13 protein-coding genes are annotated in these 22,768 nt (G+C 71.0%); 2 read left to right on the top strand and 11 right to left on the bottom strand.

The annotated features are described in order from the left end of the window. Positions 1–82 precede the first annotated feature (82 nt). Positions 83–2,176, top strand: coding sequence for a cellulase family glycosylhydrolase (locus ACSMXO_RS13290; protein WP_455417958.1), 2,094 nt, complete (start codon positions 83–85; stop codon positions 2,174–2,176). A gap of 305 nt (positions 2,177–2,481) precedes the next feature. Here the strand turns inward: ACSMXO_RS13290 and ACSMXO_RS13285 are convergent, their stop codons facing one another. After that, a complete protein-coding gene (locus ACSMXO_RS13285; protein ID WP_455417957.1) occupies positions 2,482–2,784 on the bottom strand; it encodes an AfsR/SARP family transcriptional regulator in 303 nt (100 codons plus the stop codon). A gap of 286 nt (positions 2,785–3,070) precedes the next feature. Between ACSMXO_RS13285 and ACSMXO_RS13280 the strand changes: the two genes are divergently transcribed. After that, positions 3,071–3,394 (top strand): hypothetical protein, encoded by a 324-nt coding sequence (locus ACSMXO_RS13280; protein WP_455417956.1) that lies wholly within the window; start codon positions 3,071–3,073, stop codon positions 3,392–3,394. 244 nt (positions 3,395–3,638) lie between these two features. On the opposite strand, the gene ACSMXO_RS13275 is transcribed toward ACSMXO_RS13280, so the two are convergent. From ACSMXO_RS13275 to araA, 10 genes are all read right to left on the bottom strand, one after another. Then, entirely contained in the window at positions 3,639–4,862 is a 1,224-nt protein-coding gene (locus ACSMXO_RS13275) for a hypothetical protein (protein ID WP_455417955.1), read from the bottom strand. A 213-nt stretch (positions 4,863–5,075) separates the two neighbouring features. Beyond that, complete coding sequence (locus tag ACSMXO_RS13270) at positions 5,076–6,149, bottom strand: hypothetical protein (protein WP_455417954.1); 1,074 nt, start codon at positions 6,147–6,149, stop codon at positions 5,076–5,078. A gap of 62 nt (positions 6,150–6,211) precedes the next feature. Continuing rightward, positions 6,212–6,844 (bottom strand): hypothetical protein, encoded by a 633-nt coding sequence (locus tag ACSMXO_RS13265; RefSeq protein ID WP_346257783.1) that lies wholly within the window; start codon positions 6,842–6,844, stop codon positions 6,212–6,214. 43 nt (positions 6,845–6,887) lie between these two features. Continuing rightward, entirely contained in the window at positions 6,888–10,061 is a 3,174-nt protein-coding gene (locus ACSMXO_RS13260; RefSeq protein ID WP_455417953.1) for a family 43 glycosylhydrolase, read from the bottom strand. Between the two features lie 90 nt (positions 10,062–10,151). Beyond that, positions 10,152–14,891, bottom strand: a complete 4,740-nt coding sequence (locus ACSMXO_RS13255) for a discoidin domain-containing protein (RefSeq protein ID WP_455417952.1) — start codon at positions 14,889–14,891, stop codon at positions 10,152–10,154. A gap of 30 nt (positions 14,892–14,921) precedes the next feature. Next, positions 14,922–16,844, bottom strand: coding sequence for a glycoside hydrolase family 127 protein (locus ACSMXO_RS13250; protein WP_455417951.1), 1,923 nt, complete (start codon positions 16,842–16,844; stop codon positions 14,922–14,924). Between the two features lie 2 nt (positions 16,845–16,846). Further along, entirely contained in the window at positions 16,847–17,761 is a 915-nt protein-coding gene (locus tag ACSMXO_RS13245) for a carbohydrate ABC transporter permease (RefSeq protein ID WP_346257786.1), read from the bottom strand. 4 nt (positions 17,762–17,765) lie between these two features. Then, positions 17,766–18,683, bottom strand: a complete 918-nt coding sequence (locus ACSMXO_RS13240) for a carbohydrate ABC transporter permease (protein WP_455417950.1) — start codon at positions 18,681–18,683, stop codon at positions 17,766–17,768. 121 nt (positions 18,684–18,804) lie between these two features. Further along, on the bottom strand, positions 18,805–20,106 hold the full coding sequence (locus ACSMXO_RS13235; RefSeq protein ID WP_346257788.1) for an ABC transporter substrate-binding protein: 1,302 nt from the start codon (positions 20,104–20,106) through the stop codon (positions 18,805–18,807). A 61-nt stretch (positions 20,107–20,167) separates the two neighbouring features. Further along, positions 20,168–21,670 carry an L-arabinose isomerase gene (gene araA, locus ACSMXO_RS13230; protein WP_455417949.1) on the bottom strand — a complete coding sequence of 501 codons (1,503 nt, stop codon included), beginning with the start codon at positions 21,668–21,670 and terminating at the stop codon, positions 20,168–20,170. Positions 21,671–22,768: the final 1,098 nt, after the last annotated feature.

Here is a 22,768-nt window from a genome sequence, read left to right as displayed (position 1 = left end):
CTCTCCGGGGGCACCGCGGCGCCCTCGCCTGCGGCGCGCCCCGGCACCGTCCCGCCGCCGAATCCAGGCAAGGAGTCCCATTGTGAGTCTGCAGAGCACGGTGCCAAGAGCCCGCTGGCGGGTCGGCCTGGTCGCGGCGAGCGCCGCGGTACTGCTGGTCTCGGGGGTGACGGTGGCGGTCAGCGCCCAGGCGGCCGCCGGCTGCCGGGTGGCGTACTCGACCTCGGCGCAGTGGTCAGGTGGCTTCACCGCCAACGTCGGCATCACCAACCTCGGCGACCCGGTCAACGGCTGGAGTCTGGTCTGGACGTTCCCGTCCGGGCAGCGGGTCACCCAAGCGTGGAACGCGAACGTCGCCTCCTCGGGCAGCCAGGTGACCGCGACCAACGTCAGCCACAACGGCACGATCGCGACCAACGCCACCGTGTCGTTCGGCTTCAACGGCTCCTGGACCGGCACGAACACCACGCCCACGTCGTTCGCGCTCAACGGCGTCGCCTGCACCGGCGACGTCGGGGGGCCGACGGGCCAGCCGACCACCCGGCCGCCGACCAGCCCGCCGCCGACCACGCCGCCCCCGGCCGGCAACGCGATGGCCGCGGTGGCCGCGATGCAGCCGGGCTGGAACCTCGGCAACTCGTTCGACGCGGTCGGCGCCGACGAGACCGCCTGGGGCAACCCCCGGGTGACCGAGGCGCTGCTGGACAACGTCCGGGCGCAGGGCTTCAACAGCATCCGGATCCCGGTCACCTGGAGCAACCACCACGGCCCGGCGCCGAGCTACACCATCGACGCGGCCTGGCTCAACCGGGTACGCGAGGTGGTCAACTGGGCACTCGCCGACGGCTTCTACGTGATGATCAACATTCACCACGACTCGTGGCAGTGGATCAACACGATGCCGACTGACCGCACAAACGTGCTGAACCGCTACAACGCGCTCTGGACGCAGATCGCCGCCGCCTTCCGGGACGCCTCACCCCGGCTGACCTTCGAGAGCGTCAACGAGCCGCAGTTCACCGGCAGCTCCGGCGACGCCCAGAACGCGACGCTGCTGCACGAGCTCAACACGTCGTTCCACCGGATCGTCCGGCAGTCCGGCGGCGGCAACGCCACCCGGCTGCTGGTGCTGCCGACCCTGCACACCTCGGCCGACCAGCCCCGGGTGGACGAACTGGTGAGCACCTTCAACACGTTGAACGACCCCAACCTGATCGCGACCGTGCACTTCTACGGGTACTGGCCGTTCAGCGTGAACGTCGCCGGCGGGACCCGCTTCGACGCCACCGTGCAGCAGGACCTGACCGGCGTCTTCGACCGCGTCTACAACGCGTTCGTGTCCCGCAACATCCCGGTGATCATCGGCGAGTACGGGTTGCTCGGCTTCGACCGGCACACCGGCACGGTCCAGCAGGGCGAGAAACTGAAGTTCTTCGAATACCTCGGCTACTACGCGCGCAACCGGAGGATCACCACCCAGCTCTGGGACAACGGGCAGCACTTCGGCCGTACCTCGTTCCAGTGGAGCGACCCGGAACTGTTCGCGCAGATCAGGTCGAGCTGGACCACCCGCTCCGGCACCGCGTCGAGCGACCAGGTGTACGTGCCGCGTACCGGCTCGGTCACCGCCAAGAGCCTGACGCTCAACCTGAACGGCACCACCTTCGCCGGCCTGCGCCAGGGCAACACCGAGTTGGCCAACGGCGCCGACTACACCGTCTCCGGCAACACGCTCACGCTCACCGCCGCCGCCGTGACCCGGCTGGTCGGCAACCGGGCGTACGGCGTCAACGCCACCATCCAGGCGCGGTTCTCCCAGGGCGTGCCGTGGCGGATCAGCATCATCACGTACGACCCGCCGGTGCTGGCGGGCGCGACCGGGCCGACCGGCTCGTTCGCCGTACCCACCCAGTTCCGGGGCGACCAACTCGCCACGATGGAGGCGAAGTACGCCGACGGCAGCAACGCCGGCCCGCACAACTGGACCTCGTTCAAGGAGTTCGACGTCGCCTTCGCCCCGAACTACAGCGCCAACTCCATCACGCTCAAGCCCGAGTTCTTCGCCGAGGTGAACGACGGGCAGCGGGTCACCCTCACCTTCCACTTCTGGAGCGGCACGACCGTCACCTACTACGTCACCGAGTCGGGTGGCAACGTCACCGGCACCACCTCGTGACCGGCGCCGGGGTGTCGGGGCAGCGGCCCCGACACCCCGGTCCCGCCTCGCGCCCGGCCCCGGCCGGCACGACAACCCTCCCGCGTGATCAACGGATGAGGGACGTGTGACGGCGGCGGCCAGCATCCGGAGGCAGTCCGCCGGGGAGTGCCAGACGGTTCGCGACCCGGGCATCGAAGGCGTCGCACCGGGTACGGCCCGCCGTGGTCGACGCCGGTCACGGAGCAGGGACATGGAGATCCACCGCAGCTACCGCGGTGACCGCACACTGGCATTCGTCGGGATCGGGTACGGCCTGGTGGCCTTCACCGTCGGCACCGTCCTGGCGCTGATCGACGTCCGCTCCGCGGCGCTCTCCCTGGGGATCTGGGTCTCCGGCGGCTTCTTCTTCCTCGTCGGGCCGCGGCTTCCAGCACCGGCGTTCCGGGGATGTCGAGCGCCGGCCCACGCCACAGCGCCAGAGCCTCCCGCAGCACTGCCACCGCCTTCTCGTGATCTCCCTCGGCCACGACCGCCTCGGCCCAGGACACGAGCTGGTCGTGGCGTTGCACGTCCAGCCGCCCGTCCTCGACCTGGATCACGTACCCGGAACCCCGGGTGGCGATCATGCTCGTACCCGACTCTGTCAGCCCCAACCGCCGACGTAGCGCCGACACCCGGTTCTGCACCTCGACCGGCCAGGATGCGCGTCCGGTCCCGCCGCTCGGGACCCAGATCGCGGTCCAGGACAGGGTCTTCGCAAGGTAGCGATATGGCCGGATAGGTGGTTATCGGGGTGGACCGGATGACAGTGATAAGGTCAAATCCCCAGTGCACACCTGCCCTAGGATCAGGCCGCCCGGACGCGTCTGGTATCGGAGGAAAGCCGTGGGCTACAAGGAACGACGGGTCAAGATGATCGCCACCCGGGCGGCGCCGCATCTGGAGTCCGGCGAGCAGATCCAGACGGGATTCGTCACGGTGACCGGTTCGGGGATCTTCACGGTACCGGCGGAGACGTTCGTGGTCACCGACCGCGCGATCCTCATCGTGGGCCGTGGCGAGGTACAGCGCCTTCCGCGCGACTTCTGGTTCGGCAAGCCGACCGGGATGTACTACAAAATCGAGCTCGACCGCACGTACAAGGTGCACCGGCAGTGGTACCAGGAAGTCATTGCGGCCGACGAGGCGCTGCGCGAAATGCAGGCCCACGACGACCCGGCGGCCGGCGAGCACTGAACCAGGAAGCCCGGCATGGCTCGGCGGCGGTCGTCTGGCTTGGTCGGAAACGCAGCGACCCCCGGCAGGGGAGGCCAGGGGTCTCACGGACGGTCACCGCTGCAACGGTTCCCGCCGCCCGACACCGCTGGACCGGGGTGCCGGGGGCTGGGTGATGAGACAAGTCGGTTACGAGCTCGGGCGGCGGGGCGTCCGGCCCCCGACGATTCGACGGCAGCGCCCGGGCGTGACCTGGCGGCGTCCGCTACCTCATGACCTCCACGCCAAGGGCCTCGTCGAAGAGGTCGGCGACGCTGAAGGCCGAGACCGTGTCACCGTCCACCTGGGCGTTGCCGACATGGGTGCCGTACGCCACGGTGCCGACGAACCAGGGGCCGCCGCTGTCGCCGACCTGCGCGATGTTGTCCTGCACCGCCACCTGCCGGTGCGAGGTGCCCCGCCGGTCGGTGATCGACACGTCCAGGTCGGCGATCAGGGAGCAACGGCGCAGGCCGGTGCTCTGGCCGAAGACGCACGCCTGGTCACCGATCATCATGTCCGCGAGGGCCCGGACGCCCGTCACGTCCCGGATCTCGGTGGAGCCGCCGACGAAGTCGTCCGTCACGGGTACCCCGGAGGTCGTCGACCATTCGACGTCCCCGAAGTCTCCAAGATGTTCGTCGAAGAGGTTGAGGGGATGGCGGGCACCGTTGTGGACCGCCTGGCTGTTGTTGCAGTGCGCGGCGGTCGTCACGCCGACGAATCCCCCCGGGCTCACCGAGAATCCGGTGGTGCAGAGCAGTCCGGCACCGGGCCGGGTGGTGGCGAGACCGCCGAAGAGGCTCGTGTGCCGGAGGTTGGCGGGACCCTCGACGACGTCGAGGTCCAGCCCGGTCCGCAACGCCGCCGGCAGCGTCGCGGCGACCCTGGTGGCCCGGAGGTCGCCTCCCGGCTTGGCCGTGACGGTGGCCTTCACCTGCCCGGACCGGATGTCGGCGGCGGTGGTGACGGAGGTGTGTCCCATCGCCTTGAGGTGCCCGTGCACCGCCCTGGACCGGTCGGCGAGTTCCCGGGCCGAGTACGGCTGGCCGTCGACGATCCTGATCGGGAGCCCGGAGGCGGCCACCATGGCCCGGACGGACTCCGGGGCCTTCCCCTTGACCAGGAACGTGGGCGCCTCCCCCGGTACGTCGGGCAGGACCCCGCCGACGTACGTGTCGGGCAGTCGGGTCGCCATCGCCCGGTGCAGCGGGCGTACCCGCTCCGCCAGCTCGTGTCGGGCGCGGGCCTGGGCCACCGTCCACCCCCGCTCCCGCGCCAGCGTCGCCAGGTCCGCCGCCAGGGCCTGGGCCTCGTCCTGCCGGATCGTCCCGACCGGATCCGGTCGGGCTCCGCCCGGCGCGGCGAAGACCGGCGCCGGTTGCCCGGACGTCGACACCAGACCGAGCACCACCGCGGCCGCCACTGCCATCCCGGCTCTCGATTTCATCGGCACATCCTCCCTGGACCGGCGCGATACATGCAGGTACCTCGATTCGACAAGGTAGCCGCGCACGGCCGGGCCGAGAGGTCTGCCCGGACACCGTTGGACAACATTGGACACGGGCACCCGGCCAGCCTCGCCGGCACGCTGCCGTGGGTTCCCAGCGCCGCTGGGCGGGAGGTCCCGGACGACGAGTGGGTACCCGGGAAGGGCTGCCGGTCAGCCGGCCGCCGACGTCGGGTTGCCGAACCCCTTGCCCGGAGCGCCGACGAGCGCGGAGTCCCGGCCCTCTGCCCGGCCCTCGTCCCGGGCGCGGGCGAGGAGTTCCGCGAGCCGCTGCCGGCGTCGCCGCAGGACGATCCGAAGGGCGAGGGCGACGGCTCCGAGGGCGGCGGCGAGGACCAGGTGCGGCCAGGGCAGGGTCCAGACCGTCACGGTTGCCGAGGCGGGCCGGAGCTGCGCGCCGGTCGGGGGGCCGCCGAGGACGGCCGGGGTGACCTCGACGCTGGTACGCAGGGGTCCCAGCGCCCAGACTCCGCCGACCCGTACCTCGACCTGGCGGCCGCCGCCCGGCAGCATCTCCTCGGCGTCGGCCCGGGTACCGTGGTCGAGCAGGCCGAACAGCTCGGCGGTGGTCACCCGGCCGGTACCGGTCACCGCGACGTTGCCGTCGTTCGTCGTGGTGTACCTGACCCGGACGGTGCCGGCCGAGAAGGGATTCCACGAGTGCCGGTAGCTGGCGGTGAGGTCGTCGATCGCCAGGCTCGCCGCGACCGTGCCGCTGACCCGCATCATGACCCGGAACCCGACCCGGCTCTCCACCGCTACCGTCCCCCCGGTGCTGGTAACCGTCGCCGCGATCCCGGCCGGGTGGTCGCCGGGCGTGGCGTCCCGCGGCACGGTGACGGTGAACGGCACCACCTTCGTCGCCTTGGCCCCGACGGTGACCTGCCCCTGCACCCCGATCCAGGTGCCGCCGTCCACCGACGGGCGGTGGGAGGGGAGCATGTTGAAGCGTCCCTTGTCGGTGAGGTAGCCGTCGGCCGCCTTCAGCGCGAAGACCACGGAGGCATCGCTGAAGTTCCGCACCGCCAGGTGCTCGGTCACCACCTGGCCGGGGTCGAGGGTGTGCTCGATCCACCGGCGGCCGTCCGGACCGTGTGGGTCGGCCGGCTGCACCGCCCAGGTGAGCGCCGGCCCGGTCGGCTCCGCCCCGGCATCGGCGGGCGCGAACAGCACGGTGCCGAGCAGTACGGCCAGCACGGCGAGCAGCCGCGACAACGAACGGATCATGGCGGAGTCCTTCGCGGCGGGGTGTGGTGGGAGCCGGGTGGTTACGGCTCCCACCCGTGCGGCTATTCGAACAGGGACAGGGTCAACGTCGAGGCGTACTCGCCGGCGGCGACGTCCACCGGGGTGCGCAGGTACAGGTCGGCGTCGACGGAGTACGAGTCGCCGGTGACCGCCCCGGAGTCGAACGTCGACACCAGCAGCTCCTGGTCGACCAGGCCGACGTTGTTGCCGGGCTGGGTCGGCTCGTCGAGTACGGTCACCACCTCCTCGCCCTCGCTGACCTGACCCGTCTCGCCGCCGTCGAGCAGCCGCGGCTTCCAGCCGAAGTGGCCGGCACTGATCGGTGCCTGGCCGGCGCTGCCGACGAAATCGGTGGCGCTGCCGAGTACGGCCCAGGCGGCGCCGTCGGGCACCTCCTCCGGGGTACGGGTGTCGGAGACCGTCACCGTCGGCAGGGTACCGACGAACTGGCGGACCAGCAGGGTCGAGCCGTCCTCGGCGAGCGCGACCGAGTCGGCGGCGATCGACAGGGCGAGTACGCCCGGTTCCTCGATCTCCTCGATCTCGACGGTCACCTCGACGTCGGCACTGTCGCCGGGCTCGGCCATGGCCGGCGACGACAGCGCCATGGTCCCGGCCAGCACGACACTGGCCGCGCCGGCCGCGACCAGCCGGCTGCGATTCGATGTGCTCATCAGAGTCTCCGTTGTTCTTGGTGGTTGGTGGGGATGGCGGAGATCAGTCGGTGCAGGTGATGGCCGGGTGTTCGGCGGGGTGGACGGTGGTCACCTCCTCGCCGTCCACCGTCCCGGTGGCGCGCACGGTCACCGGGCCGGCCCCGACCGAGGCCGCCCGGGTGGCGAACGACTGGTAGGCGTTGGCCCCGGGCGCGACGTCCGGGACGGACCGCTCGCCGTACGCGGTCTCCAGCACGACGGTCACCGGCGTGTCGTGGTCGTTGCGGGCCTGCACGGCGACGTACGCCCGGCCGGCCAGGCAGCGCGGCGCGACGGTGACGGTGACCGGCACCTCGGGCCGTACGCCCGGATCGTCGGCAAAGACCCGCCATTCCGTGATCGCGACCGCGGAGTAGGTGCTGCCGTTGCCGTTGGCCCGGACGGTGGCCCGGAGCCGGGGCGTGCTGACCGGGTCGAAGGTGACCGTGTTGAACGCGGTGGTGCTGGTGCCGTAGCCGGACGCGCCGGTGACGTCGCGCCAGGCCGAGCCGGCCTCGTCCCAGTACTGCAACACCCAGCCGTCGGGCTCGGCGACGCCGTCACCGCTGCCCTGGTTGGCGTCCCGCCAGAACTTCAGCTCGGTACCGGTGATCCGCACCGGCCGGGCCCAGTCGTACTGCACCCACTGGGTCGCCGGGCGGGTACCGGACCAGGTGCCCCAGAGCTGTGCCTGGGCCGGGTTCGCCGGGTCGGCGTTGTCGTTGAGCGCGGTGACGCTGTTCCAGCCCGCCGTGTAGGAGGCGGTCGGGGTGCCGACCGGCCCGATGTTGCCGGTGAGCGGCCCGGACAGGTCGGCCGGGATGCTGACGCTCCGGGCGGTCTCCAGGTTTCCGGCCGCGTCGAGCGCCCGGAACGAGACGGTGTGCCGGTTCGCGTCCGGAGCCGCGATCGGGCCGGTGTAGGGGGCCCAGGCCCCGGTGTCGACGGCGTACTCGACCTGGGCGACCCCGGAGGTGGCGTCGCTGGCGGTCACCGTGACCCTCCGGGTGGCCCCGTCCAGGGTGGCCGTGCTGACCGGTGCCGTCGCGTCGATCCGTACGGCGAGGTCCGCCGGGGCGGAGACGTTGCCGGCCCGGTCGGTCGCGGTGGCCGTGACGGTGTGCTGGCCGTCGCCGGAGACCGTGACGTCGACCTGGCGTACCTCGGTGGCGACGGCCAGCTCACCGTCGTCGACCCGGGACTCGATGGTCAGCCGGCCGCCACGGTCGTCGACCCCGGCGGCCCGCACCCGCACCGCGGACCGGTACCAGCCGGCGGTGCCGGCGCTGCCGCTCGGGGTGAGGGTCAGGGTCGGCGCGGTCTCGTCGCCCTCGGTGTCGTCCGGCGAGATGACGGTGACCTGCCCGGAGACCCGGCCGGCCGCGTAGCCGAGCACGCTGCCCTGGACGGTGAACGTGCCGGGCCGGGCGACCTGCTCCGGGGTGACCGGGTCCCAGAAGACCGGCACCCGCAGCGTCTCGGCGCCGAACGGCACCGGCAGGGTGCCGGGCAGTTCGGCCTCGCCGACCTCGACCGTCATCGGCGGCGCGGTGACGGACTCCGGTTGCACGGCGAGCACCTTCCACTCCTCCACCGCCACCGCCGAATAGCTGCTGCCGTTGGTCGACGCGTCGAAGGTGGCCCGGAGCTGTGTGGTGGTCACCGGGTCGAAGCTGGTGTCCTGGAAGCCCTGCGTACCGGTCGGGTAGCCGCTCGGGTTCGGTACCTCGGCCCACTGCCCGGCCGCGAGGTCCCAGTACTGGATGCGCCAGCGGGCCGGCGCGGCGACACCCACCCCGCTGCCCTGCGGCTGGTCGTTCCAGAACTCGATCTGCGAACCGGCGATCCGCATCGGCTGGTCCCAGGCGTACTGCACCCACTGCTGGGGCGGGTTGTTGCCGGTCCAGGTCCCCCACATGTCCGGCGGCAGCGGGTTCGACCGGACGATCTCGTCGTTGAGCGCCTTCACCCAGTACTGGGTGGGGACGGGTTCGTTGGAGACGGTGACCCTCGCCTCCTGCGCGATGTTCGGCCGGGGTGTCAGGTCACGTCCCCGGACCGGTGTCGGCGTGACCGGCTTCATCCGGGGCGGGGTCTGGGTGTCGTCCCACTCCAGCCGGTCGATCGCCACTGACCGGCGGAAGTGGCCGCCGCCCACCGCGTCGGCGGTGTGGTACGCCAGATACCACTGGCCGTCGAACTCCAGGATGCCCGGGTGGCTCGTGGTCGAGGAGACCGGCCGGAGGATCGTGCCCCGATAGGTCCACGGCCCCGTCGGCGACGACGCCGTCGCGTAACCGATGCAGGCATGGTAGTTCGCCGGGGTGCACGGCGAGGTCGGTCCGGCGTTGTTCCCGGCGTACGCGAAGTAGTAGGTGCCGCCGCGCTGGAAGATCCAGGGCGCCTCGAAGAAGCCGGTCAGGCCGGTGACGGCACTCGGGGTGCCGACCGGGGTCTTCATGTCCTGCTGGAGTTCCAGCATCCGGAGCTGGCCGAACGAGCCCCAGTAGACGTACACCCGCTGGTCGGGGGCCTGGCCGTCGATCAGGATCGTCGGGTCGATGTTGTGGATGGTGTTGGCCGTGGGGACCCGCTGGGAGATGATCGGTCCGCCGGCGTGGTCGGTCCACGGGCCGGTCGGGCTCGCCGAGACGGCCACCCCGATGGCGAACTTGTCGGCTGCCGGGCTGTCCCGCTCGTGGATCGGGACGTACCAGTAGTAGCGGCCATCGACGCCCCGGACCACCTGGCCGGCGTACGCCCGGCCCGGTGTCGCCCAGTCGAAGACCTGCTCCGGCCGCATCAGCGACGGGTAGTGGGTCCACTGCCCCGCCCCGACGTCGGTGGTCCGGAACGCGCCCCACTCGTTCATGATGAAGTCGTTGGTGGACGGCCCGGCCTCGTCGTGACCGGTGTAGATGTACAGCTCGTCCCGGCCGGTGGAGTTGCCGGGTGCACCGGCCGGCACCACCAGCGGGGCCGGGTCGGCCGAGTAGTAGCTGCCGTCGCCGAGGATCGGGTTGCCGATGAAGGTGCCGGTGTCGGTGTTCGGCTCGGCGGCGTGGGCCGGCGCGCCGACCCCGACCAGGCTGCCGGCGAGGAGCCCGGCGACCACCACCGCGGCGGCCGTGCTGCGGAACCGGCGCACCGGTCGGGGGTGTGCTGGAGCGCCGCCGCGCCCCACGGTGGTGTTCACGGTGTCGATCTCCTCTTTCTGCGGCGGGGGCTGCTTTCGGGGGCAGGCGGGGTGGCGGCGCCACAGCGGCGCCGCCACCCCGGCGGGGGGCTAGCCGCAGTTGAGTGCGCCGTAGGGCGCGGTGAGCTGCGCCGTCACCGGCTGGCCGTCGACGGTTCCGGTGGCCTTCACCGTCGCGGTCCCGGCCTGCACCGCCGCCACCCGGGTATTGAACGCCTGGTAGGCGGCCTTGCCCGGGGCCACCTCGGCGACCGTGCGCGACCCGTACGGCGTGACCAGCTCGATCGTCAGCGGCACCGCCTCGGCGTTGACCGCGTTGACCGAGACGTAGACGCTGCGGCCGATGCACTGGGTACGGGTCTGCACCCGGACGTCCCACGCCGGCTCCTCCGGCGGGTCGCCCACGGTCAGGGTCAGGGTGGTCCGGGTGGTGCCGGCCTCGCTGACGTAGTCGGGCAGGACCAGATTTCCGACCACGGTGTACCGGCCGGGGGTGTCGACGATGCTCTCGTCGAAGTCCCAGTCGACGCCGATGGCCTGGTTGTCCCGGGACCCGTCGTTGTAGGAGACCTCCACCCGCTCCGGCAGGTAGGGCAGTTCGCCCAGCTCGACGCTCTGCTGGAACGTCTCGGCACCCTGGATCGAGATGCCGTCCGGGGCGGTCTCCGGCCGCACGTAGATGCGGGCCTCGGCGATCAGACCGTACGCGTCGTTCGTGCCGTAGACCAGGAACGGCTCGACGTTGGTCTCGGCGACCATCTCCGGAGTGATCTCCTGCCAACCGAACCCGACCTTGCCCCGGGCGCCGCTGGCGTAGATCCCGTCGAGTTCGGTCGGCAGGGTCGGCACCTGACCCACCGTGGTCCGGATCAGCACCGGCGACCGCACCGACTCGACCGTCTCGCCGTTGGCACGCCAGCGCAGCACCCCGGTGCCGGCCCCGCTGCCCTGCACGCCCCAGATGCGGATCCGCAACTGGCTGGTGGTGATCGGCGCGAAGTCGAGGTGGTTGTAGGTGTTGGTGGCCAGCGCGTCGGCGTACGTGGACCCGTTGGTGAGGGTGACCGGGGTCCAGGTGGTGCCGTCGGTGGAGGACTCGACCGCGTACGTGGTGGCGGTGGGCCGGCGGGTGCCGCCGTTGTCGTCGTACCAGTAGATGTCGGTCGACGACAGCCGCACCGGCGAGGTCCACCGGTACTGGATCCACGCCTCCCGCTCCGGGCTGGTGCCGTTCTGCGGCAGGTTCCAGGTGCCCCAGCCGTTCCCGGCCCCCGGGTTCGAGTTCGCCGGTGTGGTGGCCTCGTTCACCCGCTGGTGGTTCTCCCACGAGGTGGTGCCACTGGTGGTGATCGTCGCCGAGGCGCCGAACTCCGCGGTGACCTCCCGCTCGGCGAGGGTCACTGCCACGGTCGCCTCCGACCGCATCTCGCCGTCGTCGGCGAAGAACCGGAACACGTAGTCACCCGCGACCGTGCCGGTGACCCGGGTCGCCAGCGCCGACGCGTCGGCGAAGATCACCCCCGCGCCCGGCGGCGCCGAGACGGTCTCCCAGCCGAAGCGCAGCTCCTCGTCGTACGGGATGCCGTCGTCGGAGGCCGTGCCGACCAGCCGGGTGGAGAGGTTCCCGTCCGCCGAGCCGTCCCGGCTGGCGGTGACCGCCGGCGCCTGGTTGGCCACGTCCGGCACGTCCCGCCCGGAGTCGAAGACCTGGATCTCGGAGATCGCGGTGAAGAAGGTCGGGTTGTTGGTGAAGGCGATGCGCAGCTTGTCCGAGGTCACGGTCTCGAAGAGCGCCTCGTTGAACTTCGCCGAGGGTACGGTCGGGTTCTTGAACTGGCCCGGCACCTCCCGCCAGCCGCCGTTGCCGTCCGGCACCTGGATCCACCAGCGCGCCGGCTCGCGGTAGCCGCCGGCCTGCCGGTCGCTGACGAAGAACACCTTCACGTTGTCGAAGGACTTCGCCGACCCCAGGTCGAGTTCGACGAAGCCGTTCTTCTCGGTGCTGCCGTAGTTGCCCCAGTACGGCTCGTTCGCGGTGACGCCGTCGGTCACGGCGGCCAGCGACACCGGCCGCTCGGTCTCCTTTATCGCCCCCGGCGTGTGGTTCATCGAGGTACTGCTCCAGCCGGGCGTGTGGAACTGCCGCCACGGGGTCGGCCGGACGCCCTGCTGGGTGTACGAGGAGCGCAGCTCGGCGCCGGGCGCCAGGTTCGGGGCGTCCTCGGTGAGGTCGATGCCGGCCGTCTTGAGGTACCCGACGACCCGGTCGTCCTGCACCGGAGTCTCCACCGCGCTCGGGAAGTCGGTCCCGGTGGCGGCGGTGAAGGTGACGGTCAGGCCCGCCTCGGCCTGCACCTGGTTGGTGCCCGGGTCATAGGTCAGCTTGCCGATCCGGTCGGTGCTGACCTTCTTCTCGCCGTTCAGGAAGAGGCTGTAACCGGCGCCCAGGCCGTACTTCGTGCCGTCGGGGTCCCAGACGATGGTGACGTCCTGCCCGTGGTAACGCAGATTGTTGACCATGAAGTGGTCGTAGCCGAACCGGATCGGCCACAGCTCGATCTTGTCGTCGGAGCGCGGCTGGAGCCCCGCCATGTCCTCGACGAAGATGTAGCTCATGTTCCCGAGCATCACGTGGTTCGGGTTGTTCCGGTTGTAGGTCTTCGTCGCCGGGTTCCAGTTGGAGTAGTACTCGGCCTGGTTCGGCGCCCGGACGTCCGCGTTCGGGTAGATGCTCCAGGCCATCCAGTCCAGCAACCGCTTGGCGTACTCCGGGGTGATGTACTTCTGCTCCGGGTCGTAGTGCCGCAGCGCCGAGCGGACCCCGCGATATTGCACCGTGAAGTTGATGTTCGAGAAGTTGTTGGAGCCGCCGATCCCGTAGGCCGTCCGGTCGTACTGGTTGGCGGTGTAGAACGGGAAGATCGGGAAGTTGTCGCCGTAGGTGAGGAAGCGGTACCCGTCGACGTACTTCTGCCACTGGTCGAACGGGATGAGGTTCTCGGCGTAGACGTCGTAGAGGTTCGACTCCTTCGCCGGGATCAGCGTGCGGGCCGACTCGGGTAGCGGGTTGGGCTTGCCGTTGGAGCTGGCCGCGCTGGTGGCGCCGTGTGACGTGCCGGCCAGGAACATCCGCATGTCCGGGCTCCACAACCGGTTCAGGATCGCCTCCCGGATCGCGTTCGCGCTGGTGGCCATCTCGTCGACCTTGGCCTGGTCGCTGCCGGCGATCTGGTGGAGCTGCCGGGCCGCGTCGAAGGCGCCCCAGACGTACGCCGACTCGGGGCGCTCGATCGTGCGTGCCCCGGGTGCCCCGGCGTTGGCCTTGGGGAAGCCGAAGGAGATCGCGTCGGCGTCGTTGCCCGGCATGTAGTTGGTGTCGTAGGCGATCAGCTTGTCGTCGTTGCCGTCGTAGTGTTCGAGCTGCCCGACGCCGTCGCCCGCGAAGTAGTCGGCGAACTTCCGGGCGATCTCCCGGCCGCCGCCGTGCACGTTGTACGCCTCCAGCCCGGCGGTGCCGAGGTACTGCGAGTAGTGGTTGTTCCAGCTCGTGTGACCGGGGCTGTCCAGGAACGCCGAGGAGCCGGAGAGTTCGCCGATGTTGAGGATCTGGCCGTACGGCAGGTAGGGGGTACGCAGCCACTTGGTGTCCTGGAGGTGCATCGGCTGGGTCAGCGCCACCGAGTTCTGGTAGAGGTTCACCCCCTCGATCGTCGTCGGGTACTGGTAGACGTGGCCGGGGGCGTTGGCGTCCAGGCTGTTGTAGCGCTCGCCCCACCACCGGTAGACGATCGCCTTCTCCAGGGCCGGATCGGGGACGTCGACGTACGGGACGTCCTGCGCCCAGCGCCGGTTGAAGTCGGTGATGCCGGTCCGGACCGCCTCGCCTGCGGGCATCTCGGCGTACTGCTGGTAGCTCTCGACGGTTTCCGGCAGGGTCGCCGAGGAGACCGCGCCGACGACGGAGAGCGAGACCCGGCCGCCGGCCGGCACGGTGACCTCCCGGTCCAGGTTGCTGCCGCTGCGGGTGAAGCCGGCGCCGGTGAGGCCGATTCGGACGGTGTTCCAGGCGGTGTCGACGAGGCCGTTGTTGGCGCCGCTGGTGATGGTGCGGGTGCCGGTGAGTTCGGCGTTCCCCTCGCCGGCCTCGGTCGCCAGCGGCGACGCGGCCCGGACGGTGAAGGTCGCCGCCTCCGCACCCGGGTTACGCAGGTCGATCGCGGTGACCGCGACGTTGTCGTAGGTGATGAACTTCGTCAGGTCGGCGGTGACTCCGGTGCTGCCGATCGTGTAGCTGCCCTTGGCGTGGCTCGGTGCGTTGAACCGGTCGGCGCCGATCTCGGTGACCGTCTGCCCGGGCACCGTGACGGTGTAGAGGTTGCCCAGGTTGTTGGGGCCGCCGACGAAGGTGTTGCCGGCGAAGCCCATCACGGTGAAGTTGTTGTTGCTGGCACCGCGCAGGTAGAGCGAGCGGCCCCGGGTCATCAGCACCGCCGAGCCGAGCGTGCCGCGCACCCCCAGCACCCGGTCGAGGTAGTAGTCCGTGCCGCCGGCCGCGAGATCCTTGTCGAAGATCGACTGGTACATGCTCGACGCGGTGAACGGCACGCCCGGCTTGAGCTGCTCAGCCACCTCGGCGACGCCTGTGTAGACCGGGTCCCCGATCTCCATGACGTGGTGCTGCCCGTCGGTGTAGACGCCCACGTCGCCCTCGTTGCCCGGCAGGACCGGGGGCGCGGCGTGCGCGGGTGAGGGCAGCCCGACCACCCCGCCCGCCACGAGCGCGGCGAGAGCCGCCCAGGTGGGCGCCCTCCTGGTGCGTCTATTGCTCATCCGATCCTCCTGGTGGTGGGGGTGGGAAAGTCAGCTCGTCGGGATCCAGACCCGCATGGTGGAGGGCCCGCGGTTGGCCCAGGCGTGGTACGCGACCAGCGGAACCTCGACGGGCTCCCGCTCCGCCGCGCCCGCCGGCCCGACCCCGTCCCCGTGGTAGGGCCAGTCCCGGTCCGGCGGGTCGAGGCGCCGGCAGTGCACCACGACCCGGCCGCCGGCCAGCGTGGGTGGCCGGCTGAGGTCGACCCGGAGTTCGTCGACGCTCCCGCCCCCCGGCAGGTCCACCGACTCGACCGCGTACACCAGCGGGCCGCGCTGCACGGCGACGCAGCCGCGTACCGCGTCGATGCGCGGATCCGGGTACGTGAACCGGGGCGCCATGGGCAGCTTCAGCACCACCTCGTCGCCGGCCCGCCACACCCGGCGCTCCGTGGCGTAGCCGGGGCGCACCGGCCGGGTGTCCGCGCCCACGGTCAGCGTGCCGCCCTGCTCCGCCCAGCCCGGCACCCGCAGCGACAGCGTCCAGGGGCGGTCGTCGTCACCGTCGATCCGCACCCGGATCTCTCCGTCGGCGGGGTAGCCGGTGCTGACGGTGATCCGCCGCTCCGGTCCGTCCGCCGGGCGCTGCACGATCGTCCCGGGCAGGTACTGGTGGATCTGCAGGCCCTCGTCGTCGGTGCTGGCGACGTACCCGGCGAGGCTGGCCAGGGTACGTGCCACGTTGGTCGGGCAGCACGACACCTCGTACCAGGGCGCCCGCTGCGCGGCGGCGGCCCGGATGCTCGGCCGGTCGTCGTCCGGGACGGTGCCGGGCTCCCGGCGGTGCAGGGTGTTGGTGTAGAAGAAGCTCCGGCCGTCGGCCGCCGGTGACGTCGACACCACGTTGAAGAGCGTCCGCTCGATCAGGTCGGCGTACCCGGAGTCGCCGCAGGCCAGCAGCAGCCGCCAGGCCAGCATCACCGACCCGACCCCGGCACAGGTCTCCGAGTAGGCGCGGTCGGGCGGCAACACCCAGTCCTCGCCGAACGCCTCGTCCTGGTGCCGGGAGCCCTGCCCACCGGTGACGTACGTGCGCCGCGCCACCGCGGTCCGCCACTGGTCGCGTACCGCCTTGAGCAGGCCGGGGTCGTCCGTCTCGGTGGCGACGTCGACGGCACCGGCGGCGAGGTAGTTCGCCCGTACCGCGTGCCCGCGCAGCACCGTCGCCTGGCGTACCGGGGTCTCGTCCTGGAAGTACTCCCGGCGCCACTCCACGTCGCCCAGCCGGCCGTGGCCGCGCCGTTCTACGAAGACCGCCGCCTGGTCCAGGTAGCGGTCGTCGCCGGTGACCCGGGCGAACTCCACCAGCGCGGGCTCGATCTCCGGGTGCCCGCAGAGGCCGTCGATGCCGTCCGGCCCGAAGGTCTCGCAGACGTTGTCGGCGGCCCGCCGGGCGACCGCCATCAGCCCGTCGTCCGCGTCCGGCCGGGTACGGGCCCGCGCCACGGCCGCCTGGAGGAGATGGCCGACGCAGTAGAGTTCGTGGCCCCATTGCAGGTCGGACCAGCGCGGTGGCTGGCCGGCATGGCCGAACCTGGTGTTGAGGTAGCCGTCGGCGTCCTGCGCCCGGGCCACCCGGTGCACGACGGCCCGGAACCTCGCCTCCACTCCGGGGTCGCCGGTCCGGCCGACCTCCCAGGCCATCGCCTCCAGGAACTTGTAGACCTCCGAGTCGGAGAACTCGCGCCCCCGGCGCTGCCCGGCCAGGTCGCCGCCGGTGGCCACCAGGTCGAAGTTGCGGATCCAGCCCTCCCGTTCGAGCCAGTGCGCGATGTGTTCGAGACTGGCCGCCGCGTTGACGGATTGACGTTCGGCCCAGAAGCCGCCGGTGATGCGGACCTCGTCCAGTCCGAGCGGCCGGAGCCGCCCGCGGCTCGGCAGGACAGGGGCCGCCGTGGAGGCGCTGGATGCCATGGTCATCCCTTCAGTGCGCCGGACATGAAGCCGCGCACGTAGTGTCGTTGGAGCAGCAGGAACAGCACGACGCACGGCAGCGCGAGGACGACGACGCCGGCTTCCGTCGCGCCGTAGTCGACGACACCCTGCACCTGGCCGCGGAGGTTGGAGACGGCGAGCGGCAGCGTCATCCGCTCGGAGTCGTTGATCAGGATCAGCGGCGCCATGAAGTCGTTCCAGGCGGCGAGGAAGGCGAAGAGTCCCACCGTGATCAGGCCCGGCTTGACCGCGGGGACGAGCACCCGGCACAGCGCACTGAACGAGGAGCAGCCGTCGACCTTCGCCGCCTCGTCGAGTTCGCGCGGCACCGCCTCGAAGGAGATCCGCATCAGGAAGGTGGAGAACGGCAACTGGAACATGGTGAGCACCAGCGCGACACCGACCAGCGAGTTCTGTAGCCCGACCTCGTTGAGCAGGACGTAGAGCGGGATGAGCAGGGTCGCGTACGGGACCATCAGGATGGCCAGGGTAAGCAGGAACAGGACGTTCCGGCCGGGGAAGCGGAACCGCGCGAAGGCGTACCCGCCGAGCAGCGAGATCAGCAGCGTGAGGACGACCGTCAGCAGGGAGACGAACGCCGAGTTGGCGAGGTAGCGCCAGATCCCGGCCTGGTAGTCGGCGAGGGTCGTGTAGTTGCCGAAGCCCCATCCGGTCACCTGGTTGGTGCCCGCCTGCGGGGAGACCGAGGCGACAGCGGTCCACACCAGCGGGAAAAGGAAGATCACCGCCACGGCTCCGGTGAAGACCCAGTAGGGCGTCCGGTACGCGACACCGGCGATGGTGAGGCCGCGCGGCCTCGGCCTGGTCGGCACCTTCTCCGCTGGCCGGGGCGGTCCGGCGACGGCGGCCCGGGTGGGGCTGGAGTCCACGGTCATGGGGTCAGTTCTCCTCGGACCGGAAGGCGCGCAGTTGCAGCGCGTTGATGAGGACCAGGGCCGCCAGCACGATGACCGAGAGCGCCGCCGCGACGCCGAGGTCGTTCTGTCCCTGAAACGCGATCATGTAGATGAGCTGGACCACCGTGATGGTGCTGTTGTCCGGGCCGCCCTTGGTGAGGATGTAGAACTGCTCGAAGGCGAGCAGGGAGCCGGTCACGCAGAGCACGGTGGTCAGCGCCAGCGTCGGGCGGAGCAGCGGCAGGGTGACGCTCCGGAAGGTCTGCCAGCGGGTGGCCCCGTCCGAACGTGCCGCCTCGAAGACATCCGCCGGGATGCTCTGTAGCCCGACCAGCATGAGCACCATGTAGAAGCCGGCATAGCGCCAGACGATGAGAAACACCGTCGAGAAGAGCGCCGCGTTCGGCGAGCCGAGGAAGGTGATGCCGAGGCGCTCCACCACCGGCGCCAGCGGGCTCGCGTACGGCGAGTAGAGCACGTAGAACAGCAGCGACGCCGAGGCGAGCCCGAGCGCGCTGGGCACCAGGAAGGACGCCCGGAGCAGGTTGTTCCACCGGCTGGACTCCTGCACCAGCAGGGCCATCCCCAGGCCGAGGGCCAGCAGCAGCACGGTCGCGATCACCGTGTACTTGACGGTGAAGACCACCGAGTCGGTGAAGAAGCGGTGGTTGACCGCCTTGGTGAAGTTGTCCGGCGCGTTGAGACCCTGGTCGCCGCTGAGCAGCGGCCATCGCGACACCGACATCTTGACCACGAGCAGCAGCGGCAGCACGAACAGCGCCGCGACGAATGCCGCGGTCGGCGTGGCGTAGATCCAACCGAGTAGGGCCTGCCGCCGGCTGGGGCGGACCCGGCTCCGCGGCGCCGCGCCGGGTGGGCGTGCCGGTGCGCTGACGTTCATGACAACTCCTCGTTCGATCGGCGACGGGCCGGACCGGCGACGCGTTGCGGTGCCGCGCGGCGGGCGTATGCCGGGTCCGCACAGCGGCGGCTGGGCCGGCATACGCCTGCGGCGACCCTGTCTATTGCTGGAGTACCGCGGTGATTTCCTTGTTGTCCTTCTGGAGGTCGCCGCTGCCGTTGAGCACCTGGTTGCGTACCAGGGTCAGCCAGGGGCTGCCCGGTGCGTTGAACGCCTGCTGGAAGTTGAGCGCGACCGGGGTGTCGCCCTTGCCGGCGACCTGGTTGATGGTGACCAGGCGGGGGTCCTGGGCGGCGTACTTGTTGTTGGCCAGGTCGGAGCGGGACACCACGTCCTTGTTCTTGGCCAGCACCTCCACCTGGGCTTCCTCGGACATCATCCAGCTCAGGAAGTTCCAGGCCTGCGCGGCCTTCTTGGAGTCCTTCGAGACGCCGATGCCGTCGCCGCCGACGAAGGTCGAGGCGCCGCCGCCCGGACCGGGGATGCCGGCGACACCGACGTCGAACGGCGTCGACGACAGCAGCGTCGCCGGGTAGAACATCAGCCCGACCTTGCCTTCGGTGAAGGCCGCCGTCCAGGTCGGTCCGGTCTCGCCGGCCGAGGCCGGCAGGACGGCGCCGGACTTCCACAGGTCGGCCCAGACGCTGTACACCTTCTGCGCGGTCTCGTCGGCCAGCCTGGCCTCGGTGCCGTCCTCGCTGAGTACCTCGCCGCCGCCGGCCCAGATGGCCGGGAACCAGGTGAAGAGCAGGCAACCGCCGCAGTTCAGGCCGGCCGCCGTGCCGTAGACGCCGGGCTTCTTCGCGGCCTGGACGGCCTTCGCGGCCGCGGCGTACTCCTCCAGGCTCGCCGGTGCCTTCTCCGGGTCCAGCCCGGCGTCCTTGAACAGTTGCTTGTTCCAGAACAGCATCGACAGGTCGAGTACGAAGGGCAGCACGTGCGCCTTGCCGTCCCGGGTACCGGCCGAGAGGTGGCCCTTGTTGATGGAGTCCTTGAAGCCGAGACCGTCGATGTTGGTGCTGAGATCCTGGAACAGACCCTGGTTGACCCAGTTCGGCACGTACACGATGTCGGCGGCGAAGAGGTCCGGCAGGCCGCCGGAGCCGGCCGCCGCGCCCACCTTCGCGACGTAGTCGTCGTTGGGGACGACGGTCAGCTCCACCTTGTTCTGGTGACCGGCGTTGTACGCCTCGACCAGAAGTTTCGCCTGTTTCTCCAGCGGGGCCCGGGTCCAGAGCGTCAACTCGCTGCCGTCGTCGACTCCGGTGGGGCCCGCCTCGGCAACGCCGCCCTGGTCGCCCGGGCCGTCGTCACCGCACGCCGCCGTGCTGAGGACCAGCGTCGCCGCCAGGACTCCGGCGAGCGACCGCAGGACGGTCCGCCCGCCCGATCTTCTTTTCATGATTCTCCTCGGGTTCGTGTGAGATGTGCGCCGTTCTCCCTGTTGTTGCGGTAGCGGGTGACTACAGCCGCTGCGCCAGTCGGTGGTAGCCGCTGTTCCAGCGCAGGTGGTTGGCGAACGACCGGTAGTCGGTCGCGGCGTCGATCATGAGCAGTTCGACACCGGACATGTCGGCGAAGTCGGCGAGGGCCTCCGCGCCGACCGCCGTACTGAGCACGGTGTGGTGCGGGCCGCCGGCGAGCAGCCAGCACTCGGCGGAGGTAGCGAGGCCGGGACGCGGAACCCAGATCGCGCGGGCGACCGGCAGCCGGGGCAGCGGCTCGTCCGGCTCGACCAGGTCGATCTCGTTGGCGGTCAGCCGCAGCCGCCCGCCCACGTCGGCGAGGCCGACGACGAGCCCCGGACCGGGTGCGGCGGTGAAGACCAGCCGGACCGGGTCCTCCCGGTCGCCGATCGACAACGGATGGACTTCGAGGCTCGGCCGGGTCGCGGCAATGCTGGGACAGACCTCGAGCATGTGCGCGCCGAGGATCTTCGGCTCGCCGGGACCCCAGTGGTAGGTGTAGTCCTCCATGAACGAGGTCCCACCCGGCCGGTCACCGGCGACCACCTTCAGGATGCGCAGCAATGCGGCCGTCTTCCAGTCGCCTTCGCCGCCGAACCCGTAGCCGTCGGCCATCAGGTTCTGCACGGCGAGTCCGGGCAGCTGCCGCAGGCCGCCCAGGTCCTCGAAGTTGGTGGTGAACGCGTCGAAGCCACCGGCCTCGAGAAACTGCCGAAGGCCCAGCTCGATCCGGGCGCCGTAGCGCAGGGACTCGTGGCGCTCGCCGCCGCGCCGCAGCTCCGGTACGACGTCGTAGCGCTCCTCGTAGTCGGCGACGAGCCGGGTGACGTCCGGGTCCGCGACCTCGTCGACCGCGGCGACGAGGGCGTTGACCCCGTAGGCGTTGACGGAGACACCCAACGTCGCCTGGGCACCCACCTTGTCACCGTCGGTCACGGCGACGTCCCGCATGTTGTCGCCGAAGCGGGCCATCCGCAGCGACCGCGCCGCGCGAGCGCCGGTCGCCGCACGGGCCCAGTCGCTGACCCTGTCGTGCACCGACGGATCACCGGCGAAACCGGCGACCGTCTTGCGGGCCATCCCCAACCGCGACTGGACGTACCCGAACTCGCGGTCCCCGTGTGCCGCCTGGTTGAGGTTCATGAAGTCCATGTCGAGCTCGGCCCACGGCAGCGACCGGTTGGCCTGGGTGTGCAGGTGCAGCAGCGGCTTGCCGAGTGCGGAGAGACCGGCGATCCACATCTTCGCCGGCGAGAACGTGTGCATCCACGCGACCACACCGACCACCCGATCGTCGGCGGTGGCGTCCAGACACGTCCGGCGGATCGCGTCGGCGGTGGTCAGCACCGGCTTCCAGACGAGGCGAGGGTGTGCCCGCAGCCCGCCGGCGAGCCGCTGGCACACCTCGCGGGACTGTGCCGCGACCTGTTCGAGCACCTCTTCGCCGTACAGCGACTGGCTTCCCGTCAGGAACCAGATCTCCGCCGGTTCGTTCGCCATGCCCACCTGCGTCACTCCGTTCCACCCGGCCGGCCGGATCCGCTCCGGTAGCGCGGATCGGGCCGGTCAAGGTCGCTGGCGGCCAGAAGCAGCCGCGGGCCAACCGGACGCGGTGCTCCGCGCCGGGGCGCACCGAGGCGCCGAGTCGTCGTCATGGTCACCGGCCCCCTCTCGCACCGAAAACCTTTTCGGAGGATTCTGGTGGCCAGGTTACGGTCGTGTCAACAGTGGATTTCGGGCCAGGCTACGGATCATCAACCAGGATCAACAGCGCCGTACCCGGCCGCCGACACCCGCCGAAATGCTTTCGGGATGCCCGAAGGAGAACACCCCGAGCACACCGGCCCCCCGGGCGGCGCGCCCGTGTCCCGGCCGTGCTCGCCGGGACTCAGCCGGGGACATCAGCCGGCCGGGCGGCGTGCTCCCCGGGGCCGCCGGCCGGGCGGCGTTCTCTCCGGGGCCGCCGGCCGGGCGGCGCCACCCGGCGGGGTCCGGCGAAGATGCGGCCCGGGACTCAGCCGACGGGGGCGGTGGAGTCGGGCCGCTCGATGACAATGCGCATCGCGGGGACTTCCGGCTCGGTACCCATCTGACGCTCCCTCCTCGGCGACGGCACCCCCACGGGTCCGCGGCGACAAACTGGGTCCCGGACACCGCTCCTTACTCGGACCCCGACCTGAAAGCCTTTTCGGCCGGGTTTCAGTGCCGCTGCCGTTTGGCAGGAACCACCCTCGGCCCTCCCCCGCACGACGAGTAGCCGGAACGGTCACACCGTCGGGCGGCCGGAAAGGGAGCGGTGACGCCGCCACGAATCGCGACCAAAAAGATCAACATCCTGGCCGGCTGGGCGGAGGGCCTCGACACGCCCCCGCCGCGCCGCTCCCGCGCGCCCCGGCGAAGACCCCGTCGGCGCCCGGGCACCGCTCTCGGCGGTAAGGACCGGAACGTCGGCGCGTGCCACCGGCTCAGCCGCCGACCGCCGCCGAGCCTACGCCCGCCGCGCGGGCCCGTTCGACTGTCCTCACTGCTCAGAGGTGTGCGGTAGGGGTACCCCTCGGTCAAAGGGAGGGGCCAGCTTCAGTGCGCCCGGACGGTCGC

Source organism: Plantactinospora sp. DSM 117369 (assembly GCF_053764795.1).
Note: the sequence above shows the minus strand (reverse complement) of the source record. Positions and strands in the feature narration are given on the sequence as shown.

Bases quoted from the DNA above. Each gene is read 5' to 3' on its own strand.
- ACSMXO_RS13285 (WP_455417957.1), bottom strand. From the start codon at position 2,784: ATGATCGCCACCCGGGGTTCCGGGTACGTGATCCAGGTCGAGGACGGG.
- ACSMXO_RS13280 (WP_455417956.1), top strand. From the start codon at position 3,071: ATGATCGCCACCCGGGCGGCGCCGCATCTGGAGTCCGGCGAGCAGATC.
- ACSMXO_RS13275 (WP_455417955.1), bottom strand. From the start codon at position 4,862: ATGAAATCGAGAGCCGGGATGGCAGTGGCGGCCGCGGTGGTGCTCGGT.
- ACSMXO_RS13270 (WP_455417954.1), bottom strand. From the start codon at position 6,149: ATGATCCGTTCGTTGTCGCGGCTGCTCGCCGTGCTGGCCGTACTGCTC.
- ACSMXO_RS13265 (WP_346257783.1), bottom strand. From the start codon at position 6,844: ATGAGCACATCGAATCGCAGCCGGCTGGTCGCGGCCGGCGCGGCCAGT.
- ACSMXO_RS13255 (WP_455417952.1), bottom strand. From the start codon at position 14,891: ATGAGCAATAGACGCACCAGGAGGGCGCCCACCTGGGCGGCTCTCGCC.
- ACSMXO_RS13250 (WP_455417951.1), bottom strand. From the start codon at position 16,844: ATGGCATCCAGCGCCTCCACGGCGGCCCCTGTCCTGCCGAGCCGCGGG.
- ACSMXO_RS13245 (WP_346257786.1), bottom strand. From the start codon at position 17,761: ATGACCGTGGACTCCAGCCCCACCCGGGCCGCCGTCGCCGGACCGCCC.
- ACSMXO_RS13240 (WP_455417950.1), bottom strand. From the start codon at position 18,683: ATGAACGTCAGCGCACCGGCACGCCCACCCGGCGCGGCGCCGCGGAGC.
- ACSMXO_RS13235 (WP_346257788.1), bottom strand. From the start codon at position 20,106: ATGAAAAGAAGATCGGGCGGGCGGACCGTCCTGCGGTCGCTCGCCGGA.
- araA (WP_455417949.1), bottom strand. From the start codon at position 21,670: ATGGCGAACGAACCGGCGGAGATCTGGTTCCTGACGGGAAGCCAGTCG.